This is a genomic window from Parabacteroides sp. ASF519, from assembly GCF_000364265.2.
Lineage (GTDB): Bacteria > Bacteroidota > Bacteroidia > Bacteroidales > Tannerellaceae > Parabacteroides > Parabacteroides goldsteinii.
Map to the genome: position 1 here is coordinate 2,291,056 of NZ_AQFV02000006.1, position 19,546 is coordinate 2,310,601.

Here is a 19,546-nt window from a genome sequence, read left to right on the forward strand (position 1 = left end):
TTACAATAAATAAACCGATAAATTAAGAGAACGAAATGAAAGAAAAATTCACGATAGTAACATCGACCTGTGTCCCTCTTCCTCTGGAAAATGTCGACACAGACCAGATCATCCCGGCCCGCTTCCTGAAAGCAACCACACGCGAGGGCTTCGGCGATAATCTTTTCCGCGACTGGCGTTATGACAAAGCCGGTAACCCTAATCCCAACTTTGTATTGAACCAGGATACTTATAAAGGTCAGATTCTTGTTGCCGGGAAGAACTTCGGTAGCGGTTCCAGCCGCGAACATGCTGCCTGGGCGATTGCCGGATATGGTTTCCGGGCGGTAGTCAGCAGTTTCTTCGCCGATATCTTCAAGAACAATTCGATGAACAACGGCCTTGTTCCGGTTGTTGTTTCTCCAGAGTTCCTGGCGGAGATATTCGCTTCTGTCGAAGCCGATCCGAAAGCAACGTTGACAATCGACCTGCCCGCGCAGACAATCACCAACAACGCAACCGGCAAAAGCGAATCCTTTGACATCAATGCCTATAAAAAAGATTGCCTGGTAAATGGCCTGGACGATATCGATTACCTGCTGGCTAATAAGTCGAAGATAGAAGCGTACGAAGCAAATAGAAAGTAAGATGGTAGAAATAATGGATACAACCCTTCGGGACGGGGAACAAACATCGGGTGTCTCTTTTGCGGCTCACGAAAAGCTCAGTATTGCACAGATGCTGCTGGGGGATCTGGGAGTAAACCGCGTGGAGATTGCCTCTGCTCGCGTATCGGACGGAGAGTTCGAAGCCGTGAAGCGAGTGGCTGCCTGGGCCGAACGTACCGGAAATCTGCATAAGCTCGAAGTATTGGGCTTTGTGGATGGCGACGCCTCGCTCAACTGGATCGAATCGGCCGGTTGCCGCGTGGTAAACCTTCTCTGTAAAGGTTCGTATAAACACGTAACCGAACAACTCCGCAAATTGCCCGAACAGCATATTGCAGATATCCGTTCTGTTGTATCGCTGGCTACCGAAAGAGGTATTGAGGTTAATATATATCTGGAAGACTGGTCGAACGGGATCAAAAACTCTCCCGATTACGTCTTCCAGCTGATCGATGCGTTGAAAGACCTGCCGATCCGACGTTTTATGCTGCCCGATACGTTGGGCATCCTGAATCCGGGCAATACGTACGAGTTCTGCAAACAGATGCTTGACCGTTATCCCGAACTGCATTTTGATTTCCATGCCCACAACGATTACGACCTGGCGGTAGCCAATGTCTATTCGGCAGTCCGGGCAGGAATACACGGTGTCCACACCACGATCAACGGCCTGGGCGAACGGGCGGGAAATGCACCGCTCAGCAGCGTGATCGCCGTGATAAAAGATCATCTGAACGGTCAGACCAGCGTGCGGGAAGAGAAGATCAACGCCGCAAGCCGCCTGGTCGAGACCTATTCCGGCATCCATATCGCCCCGAACCGCCCGATCATCGGCGAACATGTCTTTACGCAATGTGCCGGCGTTCATGCCGATGGCGACAGCAAAAACAACCTGTATTGCAACGACCTGATCCCCGAACGTTTCGGCCGTGTCCGCGAATATGCCCTCGGAAAGACTTCCGGCAAGGCGAATATCCGCATGAACCTGGAATCGTTGGGAATCGACGTGGACGACGAGTCCATGCGTAAGATCACCGAGCGTATCATCGAACTGGGCGACAAGAAGGAAATGGTGACGACGGAAGACCTGCCATATATTATCAGCGATGTGCTTCATCACGATGCAATGGCGGACCAACGTATCCGTATATTAAATTATTCCTTATCTTTGGCGCAGGGACTGAGGCCGGTAGCCACGCTGAAAATAGAGATCGACGGCGAGGCATACGAAGAGTCGGCATCCGGCGACGGCCAGTACGACGCGTTCGTCCGTGCCCTTCGCAAGATCTATTCCGACCTGGGTCGTCCGTTCCCGATGCTGACGAACTATTCCGTATCCATTCCCCCCGGAGGTCGTACCGATGCCTTTGTGCAGACGATCATCAGCTGGAATTATGCCGGGATAGATTTCAAAACCCGCGGCCTCGATGCCGACCAGACGGAAGCCGCCATCAAGGCGACGCTGAAGATGCTGAATAAGATTGAACAATAAATATAGGAGGTATTAGTTATGAACAGAAAACTGACCATTGCGCTGGTAGCGCACGACAATCGTAAAGCTGACATGGTAGAATGGGCTGTACACAATGCAGAATTCCTTTCCCACCATCTTTTAGTATGTACCGGTACAACCGGCGGACTGATACGTAATGCTTTCGACGAGAAAGGTATTGCTGCCGAAGTAATCTGTATGCATTCCGGGCCGTTAGGCGGTGATGCAGAAATTGCTGCCATGGTGGTACGCAAGGAGGTGGATCTGGCGGTTTTCCTGATCGATGACCTGAACGCGCAACCGCACGAAGCTGATATTCAGATGTTGCTTCGCCAGTGTCGTGTTCATAATGTGCCTATTGCTTGTAACCGTTACAGTGCCGACCTGATGATTACGAGCACCCTGTGGGACGATGATAGTTACGTCCCTATGGAACCCAAATATGTGCTATTTAAAAGAGACTAAAATAACAAACTGAAATGAAATTAAACATCGCAGTCCTTCCCGGCGACGGTATCGGTCCCGAGATTGTAGAACAAGGCATGAAAGCCGTTAAAGCCGTATGCGAAAAATATGGCCACGAACTAAGTTATAAACACGCTCTGGTGGGAGCGGTTGCCATCGATGAGACCGGTAACCCGTATCCGGATGAAACGCACGAACTTTGTATGCAGAGCGACGCCGTTTATTTTGGTGCGATCGGTTCTCCGAAATATGATAATAACCCTTCCGCAAAGGTACGCCCCGAACAAGGACTGCTGGGAATGCGTAAGAAGCTGGGACTTTTTGCCAATATCCGTCCGGTAACAACGTTCCCGTCGCTGTTGCATAAATCTCCGCTTCGTGCCGAACTGATCGAGGGAGCAGACTTTATGTGTATCCGTGAATTGACGGGTGGTATGTATTTCGGTCGTCCGCAGGGTAGAAGCGAAGATGGGAACACGGCTTACGATACCTGTGTTTATACCCGTGAAGAGATCGAACGTATCGTTCGCCTGGCTTACCAGTATGCACAGAAACGCCGCAAGAAAGTAACGGTAGTCGATAAGGCGAATGTGTTGGCTACTTCTCGTCTGTGGCGTCAGGTAGCACAGGAGATTGAAAAGGAATATCCGGATGTGGAGACAGAATATATGTTTGTCGACAACGCCGCCATGCGTTTGGTTCAATGGCCGAAGAGTTTCGACGTGATGGTTACCGAAAACATGTTCGGTGATATCCTGACAGACGAGGCTTCGGTAATTACCGGTTCATTGGGCATGCTGCCTTCTGCTTCTATCGGTGTGCATACTTCCGTATTCGAACCGATCCACGGTTCTTATCCGCAGGCTGCCGGAAAGAATATAGCCAATCCGCTGGCTACTATCCTGAGTGCCGCCCTGATGTTCGAATATGCTTTCAACGGGATGGAAGAAGGCGCATTGATCCGCGAAGCCGTTGCCGCTTCCATGGATGCCAATATTGTAACCGAAGATATCGCTGAAAATGGCAAAGCCTACAAGACCAGCGAAGTAGGGGACTGGATTGCTGAATATATTGCGAAGAAGTAATTTGATTAAAACATCCGATGGGGCGAAACATTTTTCGTCCCATTTTTATTTATCGCCATAATGACTTTTTACAGAAACGACTTCAACAGTTACAATCTCTTCATGTATGGCGTAGATGATACGATAATGTTTGTCTATACGTCTACTCCAAAAACCGGAAAGGTTGCCTTTTAATTGCTCTACCTGTCCGGTTCCGGTGGTCGGATGCTCTTCTAACTCCTGGAATAGTGAAAAAATTTTGGCTAGATCTTTCTTCTTTCCTGATTTCTTCCATTGGAGTAGCTGTTTTTGGGCTTCATCCGTTAACTTCAGTTTATAGCTCATACGCCTAACAAATTTTTGATATCATCTATTGTATAAGCTGTAACTCTGCCCTGTTTTGCATCTTCAATGCCACGCATGACAGATGCCATATTCTCCGGATCATCAAACCACGGGTCACCGCTTGGGCTCGGATTTGTTGAAACTTCTATACTCAAAGAATTTGCTTTGGTTTCCAACAGATTTTCTATGAAAGCCTTTACGCTTTTACCTTGTGAAGCAGCCATAATGGACAGCTTTTTCAAAGTGTCTACAGACAAATCTATATTTTTCCTTTTCTTTTCGATTGCTATTGTTGCCATAATCTTTTATATTTTCCACAAAGGTAGAAAATATACATCATATATACAATGTATACATATTGAGCCACTCAATATCTTGCGAAGAAATAGGTTGTAACCCATTGGAACTGACATAAAAAGTCGGAATGAAGGAATGCTGATTGTGAGTTTATCATTTTGTCATCTTCATCAACTCGTCGATGATTGTCTGGTCATAGCCCATCTCCTGTGCTTTCAGGAAATCTTTTGCGGCGGATTCTTTTTCATACTGGGCCAGCTTCACTTTTCCTCTCAGCACATATAGAGAAGCGCTGGGAGTACTTTCAATAAATACCTTGTTAATATCTGCCATGGCACGGGCGTTCTTGCCCATCATGAAATACACATCGGCACGACCTTCATACAATAGCCAGTCACGGGGCATCTGGCTGATCAGGTAGTTGAAGATTCTTTCACTTTCCTCATAGTTACCACGCATCTTTTCAAGAATGGCATGTCCCAGACGGGCACGGACGGACTTTTCGTTCATCTCGAGTATTTTATCGAAATCCTGTTCCGCCCAGATATAATTCTTTTTTTGGATATAGATCAGTCCGCGGCAGTAAAGAGCCTCTTCGTTTGTCGGTTCCACGATCAGTAAGGCATCGTAATCATTCAGCGCTTTCTCCGTTTCTCCCAGCTCGGAGTAGAGAGAGGCGCGGTTCTCCAGGATAGTCGGATTGTTGGGACGTCCGCTGAGTGCGGCCGTATAGGAAAGCAGCGCATCCTGGAGCTTGCCCTGGCGGCGTTGGATACTGCCGAGGTTTGTCAACAAGGCATAGTTCATAGGATTTCCCGGTTCCAGGCGCATGGCGGCCCTCAGGCTTTCTTCGGCAGACACCAGGTCTTTCTTATCCAGAAAGTCGTAACTTTTTTCAATCAGTTCCTCATACGATTGGGCAAAACAGTTAGCTGTTGCCAGGATAAAAGTGATGAATATTAGCAGTAATCTCATTCTCTTGTTTTTATCTGTTATTTGATCGTCGCAAAGCTACGCAAATATCTTGTTCTGTCGCCGGATTAAAAAAACTTTATACCTTTGCCACATTTTATAAGACTTTTCGATGCTTTGATTGTTATAAGATAAAAGTGTTTAATTAAAATAGATAGAAATATGATATTATTAGATGTGTTGGCTTCCAATCCGAAATTGGAAGGTTTTATCAATTCCCTGATAGAGCAGGGTAGTCATTTAGGGTGGACAATTATTAAAGCGATCATTGTTTTCGTTGTAGGACGGTTTATTATCCGCGTGATTAACAAACTCGTTCGCCGTATTTTAACGAAACGTGATTTTGATCCGTCTGTTAAAACATTCGTAGGAAGTCTGGTGAATGTTACGTTGATGATCCTGTTGATCATTTCCGTTGTAGGGGCGTTGGGAGTACAGACGACTTCGTTTGCTGCATTGCTTGCTTCTGCCGGTGTCGCTATCGGTATGGCGTTGAGCGGAAACCTGTCGAACTTCGCCGGCGGGTTGATTATCCTTTTGTTTAAACCGTATAAGGTCGGTGATTATATCGAATCGCAGGGTGTAGGCGGTACGGTGAGGGAGATTCAGATCTTCCATACTATTTTGCTTACGGCAGACAATAAAAATATCTTTATTCCGAACGGCTCATTGAGCAGCGGCGTGGTAACCAATATCGGTAATGAGCCGACGCGTCGTGTGGAATGGACTTTCGGTGTGGAATACGGAAGCGATTACGAGCATGTAAAGAGAGTGATCGAATCCGTTCTTGCACAGGATGCACGTGTTTTGAACGAACCGGCTCCTTTCATAGCCTTGAGTGCGCTGGCTGATAGCAGTGTCAATGTCGTTGTGCGTGTATGGGTAAAAAGTTCCGATTACTGGGGCGTTTATTTTGATACCAATAAAGCTATTTATGCAACCTTCAATGCTGAGGGTATCGGGTTCCCGTTCCCGCAACTGACGGTGCATCAGGCAAAAGACTGATTTTGTCCTTAAAATAAATCTTTTTGTTCAATAACCGTTGGGGTTCGTCTGACGGGCGGTAATACGTTTAATAGTTGAACAAAAAGATTTATCTTTGTCTATCAATTTAAAAGTGAATAACAGAAAATGTTTTTAAGGTAAAAATACAAAGAACTTTATTTTATTACTTTAGTATTAATTATTTGATTATAAAAAAAGAAAAAGGCTCGACCGTTATGGCGAGCCTTTTTCTTATGAATTCAGACGGTCTACCGTCTTGACTCCTTTGACTGATTTTATTTTCTTGACCAGCATATTCAGCGAATTGGTATCTCTCACCAGTACGGCAAAGTTACCCTGGAATATCCCGTCTACCGAATCTATGTTCAACGAACGGAGCGTGACGCCATTCTCTTTTCCGATCACCGAGGTGATGTTGGTGACGATCGCGATATCGTCCCTGCCGACAACGCGAAGGGTTACCACATATCCGTTGTCACCTTTTCCGCTCCATTTTGCACGGATGATACGGTAACCGAAACGGCTGAACATCTCCTGCGCGTTCGGGCAATCCATCCGGTGGATCTTGATGCCCTGGGTGGAAACGAATCCGAATACTTCGTCGCCGTAGATCGGGTTACAGCATTTTGCCAACTTGTATTCAATCCCTGTCAGGTTCTTGTCGATGACCAGAACATCCTTGTTGGTGGATATTTCCTCCACTTCGGTGGTCGTGATGTATTCGCCGGCACTACGGGTTTCCGAACGGTCGTTGGTCTCGGTTTCCTTGCGGACAAACTCCTGATATTCGTCGATCACATTGTTCGGGTCGAGGCGTTCTTCGGCTATTTCGATGTAGAAGTCGGTGACGGTCTTGAATCCTTTCTTCTTGATGTAACGCATCAGATGAGGTTCTTCCATCTCGATCTTCCGGTTTTTGAAACGGCGTTGGAGCATCTCCTTGGCAAAGTCGACCGCCTTGGCTGTCTCTTCACGGAGGGCCTGTTTGATCTTTACACGGGCTTTGGAGGTGACGACGATGTTCAGCCAGTCGCGTTTAGGCGTCTGAGTTGGAGAGGTGACAACCGAAACCGTATCCCCGTTGTTCAGTACATATTTAATAGGTACGTTCTTTTCATTTACCTTGGCGGAAACGCATTTGCATCCCAGCTTTGAATGGATGGCAAAGGCAAAGTCGAGCACGGTGGCCCCTTTCGCCAGTTTGATCAGTTCGCCGGTCGGTGTGAAGACATAGATTTCGTCCTTATACAGGTCCATCTTGAAGTCCTGCATCAGGTCGAGCGGGTTGTTCTCCTTCTCTTCCAGGGCGGCACGCACGGTATTGAGGAATTCGTCCAGTCCGCTTTCGGCTTTCACGCCTTTGTATTTCCAGTGGGCTGCCAGTCCGCGTTCGGCGATCTCATCCATCCGGCGGGTACGGATCTGCACTTCCACCCATTTGTTTTGCGGGCCCATGACCGTGATATGCAGACTCTCGTATCCATTCGTCTTCGGAATGGAAATCCAGTCTTTCATACGGTTGGGGTTAGGCTGGTACATGTCGGTAATGATCGAATATACCTGCCAGCATTCCGAACGTTCTTTTTTAAGTGGAGTATCCAGCACGACACGGATCGCGAACAGGTCGTATATGCCTTCAAACTCGATCTTCTGCTTTTTCAGTTTGTTGTTGATCGAGTGAATGGATTTGGTACGTCCTTTGATATCGAACTGTAAGCCGGCTTCCTGCAACTTTTTCTTGATAGGTGCGATGAATTCGGCTATATAAATGTCACGTGAACGTTTGGTCTCATTCAGCTTTTTCTTGATGAAATCATACTGTTTGGGATCGGTATACTTCAGCGACAAGTCTTCGAGTTCGCTCTTTATTTTGTATAGACCCAGGCGATGAGCCAGGGGAGCATACAGATATGAGGCTTCGGTGGCTAGCCGCAGGCGGTCGTCTTCCTTCAACTGTTTGCCCAGGCGCATCAGGCAGAGGCGGTCGGCAATCATGATCAGTATCACCCTGACATCTTCTGCAAAAGAGAAGAGCAGGTGATGGAAGTTCTCAGAATTGACGGCCGTATTGCGGGCATACAGATCGGAAGTCTTCAGCAGGCGCTGAATGATCAGCGTGACATCTGCGTCGAACGTCTTTTCGACCTCTTCCAGTGTAATGACCTTTTTCAGCACCGGGCGATAGAGCAGGAGGGCGATGACCGAAGTCCGTTTCAGTCCGATCTCCGTTGTTGCGATCAGTGCAGTATTAATATTGCGAATCAATCCGTTGATGCCGTTCTTGTCTCTTCCGTAACAGTCGAGTGCGACAACGCGCTGCATCAACTCTCTCATTTTCCGTATATCCTCTCTATGTAAAAAGGAGTAGAGGCTACGTACCAATTGTCTGTATTTAGAGAAGAAATCTTTTCTTTCTTCTTCCGTAAAGAATGGTTGTATGTCCATAGTTGCATCTTCTTTTTTACTGCCCATTTGAGGACAGGCGGTAAAACATACTGTAAAAGTATCTTTTTTCCTCGAATATCAATGCTATTCTAACAGTATTTTTATACATTTGCGAGAAGCATAGACGGAAAATGCTATGCCACAATGCGAAGAGTACTAATTTTAAAAGATATACTATGTTAAACGCAAACGATTTAAAGCAATTGGCTGATAAAGGAATCAGCGAACAGCAGATTGAAGAACAACTGGCTTGCTTCGTCAAAGGTTTCCCTTATCTGGAAATAGCCGCATCCGCATCGGTAGAAAAAGGTATAATGGTTGTATCGCAGGAGGACCAGGCAACTTATATGGATGCATGGGATGCCTATCTTGCTAAAAATAAACGGATCCTGAAATTTGTACCTGCTTCGGGTGCTGCCAGCCGTATGTTTAAGAACCTGTACGAGTTTCTGTCAGCCTCTTACGATGTGCCGACCAGTGATTTTGAAAAGAAATTCTTCAGCGAGATTACCCGTTTCGCTTTTTATAATGCATTGAATGCGGTTTGCCTGGCAAACGAAGAGAAAGATATCCCGGCACTGATCGCTGCCGGCAATTATAAGGCGGTGGTTTCCAATTTACTGGATGCCAAAGGGTTGAATTACGGACAGTTGCCTAAAGGTCTGTTGTTGTTCCACCGGGCAGGTGAAACGATCCGTACTGCCATGGAAGAACATCTGGCTGAAGGTGCCATGTATGCCAAGAACAATGCCGGTGAAGTAAATATCCATTTTACCGTATCTCCCGAACATAAGGCATTGTTTGAACAGTTGGTGTCAGAAAAGAAACAGGCATACGAAGAAAAGTTCTCGGTAGGCTATGATCTTTCCTTCAGTGTACAGAAGCCGAGTACGGATACGGTTGCCGCCGATATGGAGAACAATCCTTTCCGCGACAAGAATGGAAAATTGTTGTTCCGTCCGGGCGGTCATGGTGCTTTGATCGAGAATCTCAATGATATCGATGCAGATGTCGTTTTCGTAAAGAATATCGACAATGTCGTTCCCGACAGTTTCAAATGTTCGACTGTTATCTTTAAGAAAGTGATAGCCGGTGTACTGGTTACTTTGCAGGAACGTATATTCAATTATCTGAACCTGATCGAAACAGGAAAATATTCACATGACCAGGTAGAAGAAATGATTCATTTCCTACAGGATGACCTGTGTATCAAGAATCCGGATACGAAGTTGCTGGAAGATGCCGAACTGATTCTCTATATCAAGAGCAAACTGCTCCGTCCGTTGCGTGTTTGCGGTATGGTGAAGAATGTAGGCGAACCGGGTGGCGGTCCGTTCCTGGCACAGAATCCGGATGGCACTGTCTCTCCGCAAATCCTGGAAAGTTCGCAGATCGACCTGAAAGATCCGGCAAAGAAAGCGATGTTCGAACAAGGTACCCACTTCAATCCGGTTGACCTGGTATGTGCATTGAAGAATCATAAAGGAGAAAAATATAATCTGCCTGATTATGTAGATAAAAATACCGGTTTCATCTCTTACAAGAGTAAAGATGGCCGCGATTTGAAGGCATTGGAACTTCCCGGTTTGTGGAATGGTGCAATGAGCGACTGGAATACCGTATTTGTAGAAGTTCCTATCGAGACTTTCAATCCGGTAAAGACGGTAAACGACTTACTACGGTCCGAGCATCAATGATCGGATCGATATCATAGTTAGTATTTAAATTAAACATTCGAAAAGGCGGACTTGTGAGAGCCCGCCTTTTTCATTCTGCTTATATTTTCGGTAACTCCCAGGGGGCGCGATACTCTTTGCAGAGATATTTATCAGCTTCTGCATCATGGAAACTTGTTCCGTCCCACGAAAGTTTCTTTCCGGTCCGGTAAGCAATGTTACCCAATTGAGAGAATTTGGCGATATGTGCGCCGATCTCGATGCTAGCATTACAATTACGGTTGCGCGATTTGATACATTCCAGATGGTTCTTGACGTGCAGGTTCAAGCCGCCTTCTCCGTAAGCCTTATTCAGGGCGACTGCTTCCATGCGGGCCTTGCCGTTCACCTTTTCAGGGATGACTTCCCAACCGCCGCGGTCGATAACCAGTGTGCCGTTTTCTCCTACAAAACCGAGTCCGTGGTTACGTCCGTAAGCACCGTCGTCGATACCGATGGCATGGTCCCACATCACGGTGAAGTCATCGAATGTATAGATCGTTTGCAGAAGGTCGGGTGTTTCGCAGGCATCGTCCGGATAACCGAATTTGCCGCCCGAAGCCATGATAGAGTTCGGTGCCGTCACATTCATGCCATAGAGGGCGTAATCGAGCAGGTGGACACCCCAGTCTGTCATCAGTCCTCCGGCATAGTCCCAGAACCAACGGAAAGTGAAATGGAAACGGTTACGGTTGAACGGGCGTCTGGGTGCCGGACCAAGCCACATGTCATAATCAACACCTGCCGGAACCGGTTCGTCGGCAACAACCGGAATGGAAGGACACCATCCCTGATAAGAGAATACACGTACAGTACGTATCTTTCCCAACTGCCCGCTATGTACGAAAGCCATTGCGTCCTGCCAGTGAGGGTCGCTGCGTTGCCATTGTCCGACCTGTACGACACGGTTGTATTTCTCGGCAGCACGTACCATGATATTACATTCTTCGATACTGTTTCCCAGCGGTTTTTCGCAATAAACATCTTTTCCGGCTTCGCAGGCGGCAACCATCTGGAGGCAGTGCCAATGGTCGGGAGTACCGATGATAACGACGTCCACATCTTTGTTGTCGATCAGCTTCCGCCAGTCTTTATAAAGGTGTTTTACCTTCTTTCCGGTTAGTTTTTCCGTCTCGGCAGCCCTGTTATTTAACACATTTTCATCAATATCCGCTAAAGCGATACATTCGACTTCCGGATTGCGGAGGAAAGCCTGTAGGTCGGAATACCCCATCCCTTTGCAACCGATCAGTCCGACCCTGATCTTATCGTTTGCACCGACTGAGTTACTACTAGCTTTAATAAAGAAAGGGTTCATCGAGAGGCCGGCTCCCAGAAGGGCGGCCTGCCGGATAAAATCTCTGCGTGTTGTCATGGTCTGAATGAATTAATGGTGATGATACACAATTGTTTGTAAAACACCAAAAATAGGAAGAAAGCCTGGGTTTGCCCAATAAAATATGTAATAAAAACATAATATTGCAGACAAATCCGAAAAAGGGAAGTAAATTTGCAGTCACTTTATGGAAAAAGTAATTATTGGATTATTCACTAAAAAAGAAACAAAATGAAGCTGACACGCTTATTAACCTGTCTTTTTTTAAGTATTATGGGAATGTCCTGTATCCAGGACGAGGCGCCGAATGCAGAAGCTGATATTCTGACTTGTACAGTACCAGCCGACATATTGCGTCGCGATCCTATTATTACAAATGATAAGATTACATTGATGGTTAAATCAAATACTGATTTGTTGAAACAATCGCCTGAATTTACCCTGACGCCAGGGGCCTCTATTTCACCGGCTAGCGGAACGACGCTCGATTTCAGCGAACCGCAGTATTACACTGTCGTTTCGGAAGACGGACAATGGAAGAAACGCTATGAGGTGAGTTATGTGATAACCGGTATCGGTACACAATATAGTTTTGAAAAGGTCAGACATGAAGGTAAAGCTGGCTATGATGTTTTCTATGAAACAGATGACAATGGAAACACTATAATGGATTGGGCAAGCGGTAACCCCGGATTTGCTCTGACAGATGTAAATGCCCCCCGTGATACCTTTCCGACACTTTCTTCAGATAAAGGCTATAAGGATAATTGTGTAAGATTAGTAACCCGCTCAACCGGTGACTTTGGAAGTCGGTTAGGTATGCCGATTGCTGCCGGAAACTTGTTTATGGGGACATTCGATATTCTCAGTGCTGTAACAAATGCCTTGAAAGCAACTAAATTCGGTATGCCGTTCGAGTATGTACCGACTTATCTGACCGGATATTATAAGTACAAGGCAGGACCGGATTTCTCCGAATCAGGAAAGATCGTTCCCGGTAAAAAAGATATGTTCGATATCTATGCGATCTTTTATGAGACGACCGATGATGTGAAGATGCTGGATGGAACTAACAAATTCAGCCATCCCAACTTGATCTCCGTCGCACGGATCGAAGATGCAAAAGAGACGGATGAATGGACACAGTTCTATCTGCCGTTTAATATGCGACCAGGTAAAACTATCGACCGGGATAAGTTGAAAGCAGGAAAATATAATGTGGCGATTGTGTTTTCTTCCAGTATAGAAGGTGATTTGTTCAACGGAGCAGTTGGCAGTACATTATATATAGATGAAGTCGAACTGATCCATTCAGTGGAAGAATAAACATAAAACAGTATGAAAAAACAATTAATTATAAGTATCCTGGGTTTATTATTGCTGACTAGCCATAGTCTGTTTGCCCAGAAAGACCGGAATGCCGGTATCATCAATTCATATCTGATCGGGTTGGAATATGAGGTAAAAGCCGGATTCAGTATCGGAGGTACGTCTCCATTGCCATTGCCGAAAGAGATACGTTCTATTGACAGTTATAACCCGACATTGCAGATTGCTATCGAGGGGAATGTAACGAAGTGGCTTAATCCGGCGCGTACCTGGGGTATTATGCTTGCTTTACGCCTTGAAACGAAAGGTATGAAAACAGATGCCCGTGTAAAGAATTACAGCATGGAGATCATCGGTGACGGTGGTGAACGTATGAAAGGCTTTTGGACCGGACAGGTAAAGACAAAAGTAAATAACTCGTATCTGACTGTTCCTGTGCTGGCTGCCTGGCGGGTTTCTCCACGTTGGAAGTTGAATGCCGGACCGTATGTTTCCTATCGGATGGAAGGCGATTTTACGGGTGATGTGTACGACGGCTACTTGCGTGAACTCGATCCGACCGGTAACAAAGTCGTATTTGAAGACGGTAAAAGTGCTCCTTACGATTTTTCCAAAGACCTGCGTCGTTTTGCATGGGGGCTACAGCTGGGAGGCGAATGGAAAGCCTTCAAACACTTGAATGTGTATGCCGATCTGACTTGGGGTATGAACGATATATTCAAGAAAGATTTTAATACGATTACTTTCGCCATGTATCCGATCTATCTGAATATGGGGTTCGGTTATGCATTTTAAGTTATAATACAATATCATATCAGCGGGAATATTTCATCAAATATTCCCGCTTTTTTTTTATTTATTTCAATAAATTCTATACATTTGCAGTATTGATTTTTTAAGACCAATATAATTTAATACCATGAAAGAGAACGAGAAGAAAGGAATTTCCCGAAGAAAATTCCTCGGCTTGTCCGCACTGGGACTAGCCAGTTTTACAATCCTTCCCAGCTGGTCGATCAATGGAGTGCGCATCGCACCGAGTGATCGGGTTGTTTTAGGCTTTATCGGACTGGGGCAGCAAGGTTTATCCGATTTTACCAGTTTTTCCAATTGTCCGGGCGTGCAGGTCGCTGCCGGTTGTGACGTAGATTCCATGAAACGCGAGCGTTTTGTGCGTAGAATTACGGCCTGGCAGAAGCAACAGGGCGTAGCGCCGCGTTGCGACAGCTATGAGTTTTATGAGGAAATGCTGGAACGTAAGGACATCGATGCGATCGAGGTGGCAACTCCCGACCACTGGCATGCTTTGACTACTATTCATGCCTGTCAGGCGGGAAAAGATGTTTATTGCCAGAAACCGCTGGCTTATACAATTGCCGAAGGTCTGGCGATGGTAAAAGCCGTCCGCGATAACAAGCGGGTGCTACAGGTGGGAAGCCAGCAACGTTCGAGCGAAGAGTTTCAGAAAGCGATCGAGTTGGTTCGTAATGGAGCGATCGGTCATGTAGAGAAAATATATGCCCGTGTCGGTGCACCTCCAAAACCGTTGGATCTGCCGGAAATGCCTGTGCCGGGAAATCTGAACTTCAATCAATGGATGGGACCGCTGAATGATCCGAAGGTACACTATCATCCGGATCTTTGTCCTCCGATCTCTCTCGATCCGGAGCAGAACGAACAGTTGTGGGGAGCCTGGCGTTGGTATCAGGAAACCGGTAATGGCTTTACGGCCGACTGGGGTGCCCATATGTTTGACATCGCTCAGGCTGCTATCGGTATGGACGGTTCCGGCCCGGTAGAATTTACTCCGGCTGGTTATAACGGACAGAAATATGCATCCATGAAATATGCTAACGGTATTGTGATGACCGAACAGCCTTATCGGGAAGATAATGAGAATGCTCAGGGTATCCAGTTTATCGGTGATAAAGGATGGCTGAAGGTAGCACGCGGTTATATCGAATGTTCGGATCCTTCCTTGTTGAAAGCTAAGAAGAAAGAAGTCGGTAAAGGAGAGTATGAAGTAAGTTCGCCTCATATGCAGAACTTTATCGATTGCGTTCGTTCACGTGAGAATCCGATTGCTCCGGTAGAGGTAGGTTGCAGCACTAATACGCTTTGTTGTCTGGCAAATATTTCCCGCGAACTGAACCGTCCGGTAAAATGGGATCCGGCTACATTAAGTTTCGTGAATGATAAGGAAGCCGCTGCACATCGGTTGTACTGGTATCAGTATCGCAATCCTTATACATTGCCTTACTGGAAATAAATGGGGGGTAATTATAGAAAAAGGTGAGCTATCCCGTTCCCGTGCTTGACACGGGATCGCAAAGGCACAAACCGTATCCTATATGTATCTTTTGATACTGCCTGTTCTTCTGCGTCCCCGTGTCAAGCACGGGGACAAGATAGCTCACTTTTGATAAATATCGAATCTAATCTTCTCTTTCGCTATCGCATTCTTTTGTTGTAGCCTTACTATTCCTGTATTGCGATGGCGGCATGCCTTTGAGCTGTTTGAATAGCGTGCTGAAATGGCGGGGATACTCGAATCCTACAGTTTCGGATATCTCTGTGATATTCATGGAAGAGCCAACCAGTAGCTGGCAGGCTTTATCTATGCGGATCATATTGATATAATCGTTAACTCCCATATTGGTTAAGGCCTTTAGCTTGGCGTAGAGTGGCGTACGGCTCATTCCCATCTGCGTGGTAAGGAACTTGACATCGAGTTCACGCGATGAAAGGTTGTCGTAAATCAGCTTGTTCAGTTTCAGCATGAACTCCTCGTCCAGGTTGTTTGTCTGTAAAGGGGTTGCTTCCGGAGGAAGTAAATGGCTTTCTTTATACTTCTGCCTGATCGCTTCCCTGTTTTTTAGCTGGTTACTGATGACTGCCAGTAATAATTCCATATCGAAAGGCTTTGCCAGATAAGCGTCCGCTCCCAGTTTGTATCCTATTGTCGTGCTGTCCAGATCACCCCTGGCAGTTAAGAGTATAACGGGAATATGGCTGGTTGCTATATCTTCCTTGATCTTTTTACACAATTCATAACCGTTCATCTTCGGCATCATAATGTCGCTGACGATGATGTCCGGATGCTTCTGGTTAATTATTTCAATGGCCTCTTCTCCGTCGCCTGCCACATAGACATTTTTGAATGATTCCTGTAAGGACTCTTTCAGGAACGAACTTAATTCCTTCTTGTCTTCTACGATGATGATAGAATAATGGTTTGTAGAGAATGTCTCCGCTTCGGATGGTGTTTCAACCGGGAACCATACGTCTTGCTGGTTTTCCTTTTCTATGTTTTCATTCTCTGCATCGAGTGGCAATTCAAAGAAGAAAGTGGCTCCGCAGTCTTCATTGTTCATGGCTCCGATCGTTCCCTTATGCCTTTCTATCAGTACTTTGGAGAAAGAGAGCCCTATCCCGCTTCCCGACTGGTCGTGGTTACCCTGATAGTAGCGGGTAAAGAGTTTATTGGCATCGAGATTGCCCAGACCGATTCCCTGGTCGGCTACGCTTACCCGGATTTTATCATTCAGTAATTCGCTGGATACGGTGATCGTTGTGTCCGAAGGGCTGAACTTCAGCGCATTCATTAATAGGTTCGATAAGACGGTCGTACATTTGGGACCGTCGAACGAAACTTGTCCGATATGTTCATCCAGTTGGTAGTCTATCCGGATATGGCGGGCTTCCAGTTCGCTTTCAAAATCTTTGGCGACGGAAATAATCCATTCGTTCAGTTGATGGGGCGTTTTATGCAACGTATTCTTCGCCTCCTTCAGGCTGCTCATATCCAATACCATATTGATGGTGTTCCGCATGTCCAGCACCTGTTTGTATATGCCGGATAATTGTCCTTTCAGATTTTCCGGTTCATTCCAGCTGTTTTTGTCGAGTATCCTTTTCAGAGGTGCGTAAATCAGTGTTAGCGGGGTACGCAGTTCATGGCTGATGTTGATGAGGAAGCGTACCTTTTCTTCATTCATCTTATTGGTGTGCTCTTTCATCTGCCATTTCATTTTCCGGTTTCTGCGCCGCCTTGCTATGCGTTCGGACCAGAAAAGAAAGAGGATTAACAGGATGATGAAAATGACAAAGACGTAGGGGCGTTGATACCAGGGAGGTGTTACCGTGATATGAAGTACTTCGACCGATTCGCTCCATTCCCCGCTTTTTGAGTTGCAGGACACCAGGATGGAGTAGTTGCCCGGAGCCAGCATACGCAGTGAAAGGACATGGTTGTATGTTTCGGTGTATTGTTGATCGGTTCCGTTAATCATATAACGGTATAGTTTGCTGCGGAACACATCTTTTTCCATCGAGATGACTTTTATTTCAATGGAGCTGTGCGTATGAGGAATCGTTATCCGGTTACGGCCGTTTTCCAACTGGTCGATACAGGAGTTCCCGTTCAGCAACACATCCATCAGCCTGACTTCGGGCAGCGGCTCTTCTTTGGTCGGTATGTTTTTATTGATACGCAGCAATCCGGAGGCGCCACCCAGATAGATATAATCGGAGATGGACGAAACCTGGTATTTATAGATGAACTCATTCGTCGTATAACCGTCCGATTCTCCCCAGGAGGCGAAACGTTTCTTTTTGAGATCGTATGAGAATAACATGTTGCGGGCACCGATCCAAAGACGTTCCTGTTCGTCCAGTAGTAAGGTAGAGACACTGTTGAACAGTTTGGTTTCAATCTTGGTGAATTCCTTTGTGTTAGAATCGAAATAACCGAAACCATACTCCGTCCCGATCCAGAAAATACCGTTCTTGTCGCGTGCTACCGCTTTGATCGCTTCATGTCCACCGATACTGAGGAGGACATGAAGCGTGTCGCTGCCGTGATATACTTCATACAGGTTGTTGCTTTGGATGATAAAGGCTGATTTATCGTCGGCACAAACCATTTTCATCGGACCTACGGCCAGCTTCTTCCCGTCTATCTTCAGGAAAGAGAACTTCCCGGTCCGGAAACTATGGCTGACTGCATTTTTACCCAGAAAATAAGCCCATTCGTCGGTAACCCTATAAGCCAGTGAGGCGTTTCCTCCGTGAAACTGGTCGACCGTCGTGGCTTCGTCGATCAGATAGAAAGGACGGTGATAGTGTCCTGTTTCTTTATTAAAGAGATACATACCTTTGGTATATAGGGAAACGAGCAATTCTGAGTCCGAATAATCTGTAATAGATACGACTTTATCTCCGTAAGTGGATGGATAATGTTTGAAGGTATCGGTATAAGGATCATATTGGTTGATACCGCCTCCGTCTGTCCCCAGCCACAAGCGTCCCCGTTTGTCTTCGTGGATACTGATGACTGATATATCGCTCAATCCGTTGGTATTGTTGCGCGGAACATCCGTATATGTTTTCATGAAAACTTCTTTGATACCGATCATACCGCCTCTGACTGTCCCTACCCAGATATTATCCTGTTTGTCTTTATAGATGCATTTGACGGAATTTACCGGAAGCGTGTTCCTGTCTCCCGGCGTATGGACAATGGCTGTAATATCGGAGGTGTTTTCCAGATCCATAATATTGATTCCTCCGCCATCGGTCGTTATCCAGAGTTTGTTATTTATCTCCAGAAAGTCAAGTACCAGGTTATTATTTAATTTGGAATTTCCCGTATGGATATGGTAAAGCTTTTTTCCATCCGGAGCGTAACAAACGAAGCCTTTATTATAGGAGGAAAGATAAAGCCTTTTCTTACTATCCAGATAAACCGCATTCAGGTCTCCCGTTTGGATCGGATAATCGGTAGGAGTTATCTGATCGGTAACCGGGTTGTATCTGAGGATACCGTTTCTGCGTGAGATAAGCAATACTTCGTCTTTGTCCCAGGGACGAATATAATAAGGTATAAAATCGGATGAGTCTTTTTGAAGGACGGGCCTTTTATGAAGAGTCCGACTTTTGCCGTCATAGATATATACTCCTTCATCAGCTGTGAAAAGGATGGAACCGGAGAATGTATGGAATGAATTTGTTGTGATTATCTTATCTTCGAATTTGACAGGGCGGAATGAGTCGCTGCTTTTATCGTATAAGGTTAATCCGTTATTGGTGGAAACCCAGATATTGTTCAATGAATCTTCCGCAATGAAATAAATCGTATTTCCCGGCAGGGAATAAGGGTTATCCTTTTCATGGAAATAACTTTTCATACCGTAACGGTCGAAACAACTCAATCCGGAGGCCGTCCCGATCCATATCAATCCTTTATTGTCTGCCAGGATACAATTCACTGTTGTTTGCGATAAACCTTTGTCCAGATTCAGCTGCTGGAAAAAATAGCTGGGGGTTGCTCCTTTTGTATATCCTATACAGAAGTAAAACAAAAACAGGAATTGTAATAATTTTATAATAGGGATGCTTCTCATCGTACTTTATTTCTAATAAGTGCAAATGTA

Annotated in this window: 15 protein-coding genes; 9 read left to right on the plus strand and 6 right to left on the minus strand. The window is 45.9% G+C overall.

Annotation, left to right across the window (positions count from 1 at the left end; genetic code table 11):
• The first annotated feature begins 35 nt into the window (after positions 1-35).
• Genes leuD through leuB form a run of 4 tightly spaced genes read left to right on the plus strand, consistent with a single transcriptional unit; the run spans position 36 to position 3,689 of the window.
• Positions 36-626 carry a 3-isopropylmalate dehydratase small subunit gene (leuD, locus tag C825_RS08825; protein ID WP_007654471.1) on the plus strand — a complete coding sequence of 197 codons (591 nt, stop codon included), beginning with the start codon at positions 36-38 and terminating at the stop codon, positions 624-626.
• A gap of 1 nt (position 627) precedes the next feature.
• On the plus strand, positions 628-2,139 hold the full coding sequence (locus C825_RS08830; protein WP_044214770.1) for a hydroxymethylglutaryl-CoA lyase-like TIM-barrel protein: 1,512 nt from the start codon (positions 628-630) through the stop codon (positions 2,137-2,139).
• 18 nt (positions 2,140-2,157) lie between these two features.
• Positions 2,158-2,604 (plus strand): methylglyoxal synthase, encoded by a 447-nt coding sequence (locus C825_RS08835; RefSeq protein WP_007654467.1) that lies wholly within the window; start codon positions 2,158-2,160, stop codon positions 2,602-2,604.
• A gap of 14 nt (positions 2,605-2,618) precedes the next feature.
• Positions 2,619-3,689 (plus strand): 3-isopropylmalate dehydrogenase, encoded by a 1,071-nt coding sequence (leuB, locus tag C825_RS08840; RefSeq protein WP_010802220.1) that lies wholly within the window; start codon positions 2,619-2,621, stop codon positions 3,687-3,689.
• A gap of 45 nt (positions 3,690-3,734) precedes the next feature.
• Here leuB and C825_RS08845 read toward each other — a convergent pair whose 3' ends face one another.
• The 3 genes from C825_RS08845 to C825_RS08855 all read right to left on the minus strand — a co-directional run bounded on the left by C825_RS08845 (position 3,735) and on the right by C825_RS08855 (position 5,285).
• Positions 3,735-4,013, minus strand: coding sequence for a Txe/YoeB family addiction module toxin (locus C825_RS08845; protein WP_007654453.1), 279 nt, complete (start codon positions 4,011-4,013; stop codon positions 3,735-3,737).
• The gene (locus C825_RS08850) at positions 4,010-4,312 is read right to left on the minus strand and encodes a hypothetical protein (protein ID WP_007654451.1); all 303 of its coding nucleotides are present in this window, start codon (positions 4,310-4,312) and stop codon (positions 4,010-4,012) included. Before C825_RS08850 ends, C825_RS08845 begins: the two co-directional genes overlap by 4 nt.
• Before the next feature lie 151 nt (positions 4,313-4,463).
• Positions 4,464-5,285, minus strand: coding sequence for a tetratricopeptide repeat protein (locus tag C825_RS08855; RefSeq protein ID WP_010802221.1), 822 nt, complete (start codon positions 5,283-5,285; stop codon positions 4,464-4,466).
• A gap of 159 nt (positions 5,286-5,444) precedes the next feature.
• Here C825_RS08855 and C825_RS08860 point away from each other — a divergent pair, with 159 nt between their 5' ends.
• A complete protein-coding gene (locus C825_RS08860) occupies positions 5,445-6,287 on the plus strand; it encodes a mechanosensitive ion channel family protein (RefSeq protein ID WP_010802222.1) in 843 nt (280 codons plus the stop codon).
• A 231-nt stretch (positions 6,288-6,518) separates the two neighbouring features.
• On the opposite strand, the gene C825_RS08865 is transcribed toward C825_RS08860, so the two are convergent.
• Positions 6,519-8,732, minus strand: coding sequence for a RelA/SpoT family protein (locus C825_RS08865; protein ID WP_007654446.1), 2,214 nt, complete (start codon positions 8,730-8,732; stop codon positions 6,519-6,521).
• A 176-nt stretch (positions 8,733-8,908) separates the two neighbouring features.
• Between C825_RS08865 and C825_RS08870 the strand changes: the two genes are divergently transcribed.
• Positions 8,909-10,429 carry a DUF4301 family protein gene (locus C825_RS08870; RefSeq protein WP_007654443.1) on the plus strand — a complete coding sequence of 507 codons (1,521 nt, stop codon included), beginning with the start codon at positions 8,909-8,911 and terminating at the stop codon, positions 10,427-10,429.
• A gap of 79 nt (positions 10,430-10,508) precedes the next feature.
• Here the strand turns inward: C825_RS08870 and C825_RS08875 are convergent, their stop codons facing one another.
• Positions 10,509-11,822, minus strand: a complete 1,314-nt coding sequence (locus C825_RS08875) for a Gfo/Idh/MocA family protein (protein ID WP_007654442.1) — start codon at positions 11,820-11,822, stop codon at positions 10,509-10,511.
• A 192-nt stretch (positions 11,823-12,014) separates the two neighbouring features.
• On the opposite strand from C825_RS08875, the gene C825_RS08880 reads away from it, so the two are divergent.
• The 3 genes from C825_RS08880 (at position 12,015) to C825_RS08890 (ending at position 15,381) form a co-directional block, all read left to right on the plus strand.
• Positions 12,015-13,109: a PCMD domain-containing protein gene (locus tag C825_RS08880; protein ID WP_007654441.1), complete on the plus strand. Its 1,095-nt coding sequence runs from the start codon at positions 12,015-12,017 to the stop codon at positions 13,107-13,109.
• A gap of 12 nt (positions 13,110-13,121) precedes the next feature.
• On the plus strand, positions 13,122-13,907 hold the full coding sequence (locus C825_RS08885) for a porin family protein (RefSeq protein ID WP_007654440.1): 786 nt from the start codon (positions 13,122-13,124) through the stop codon (positions 13,905-13,907).
• A gap of 124 nt (positions 13,908-14,031) precedes the next feature.
• On the plus strand, positions 14,032-15,381 hold the full coding sequence (locus C825_RS08890; RefSeq protein WP_007654439.1) for a Gfo/Idh/MocA family protein: 1,350 nt from the start codon (positions 14,032-14,034) through the stop codon (positions 15,379-15,381).
• A gap of 166 nt (positions 15,382-15,547) precedes the next feature.
• On the opposite strand, the gene C825_RS08895 is transcribed toward C825_RS08890, so the two are convergent.
• Positions 15,548-19,516, minus strand: a complete 3,969-nt coding sequence (locus tag C825_RS08895) for a hybrid sensor histidine kinase/response regulator transcription factor (protein ID WP_010802223.1) — start codon at positions 19,514-19,516, stop codon at positions 15,548-15,550.
• Between the last annotated feature and the right edge of the window lie 30 nt (positions 19,517-19,546).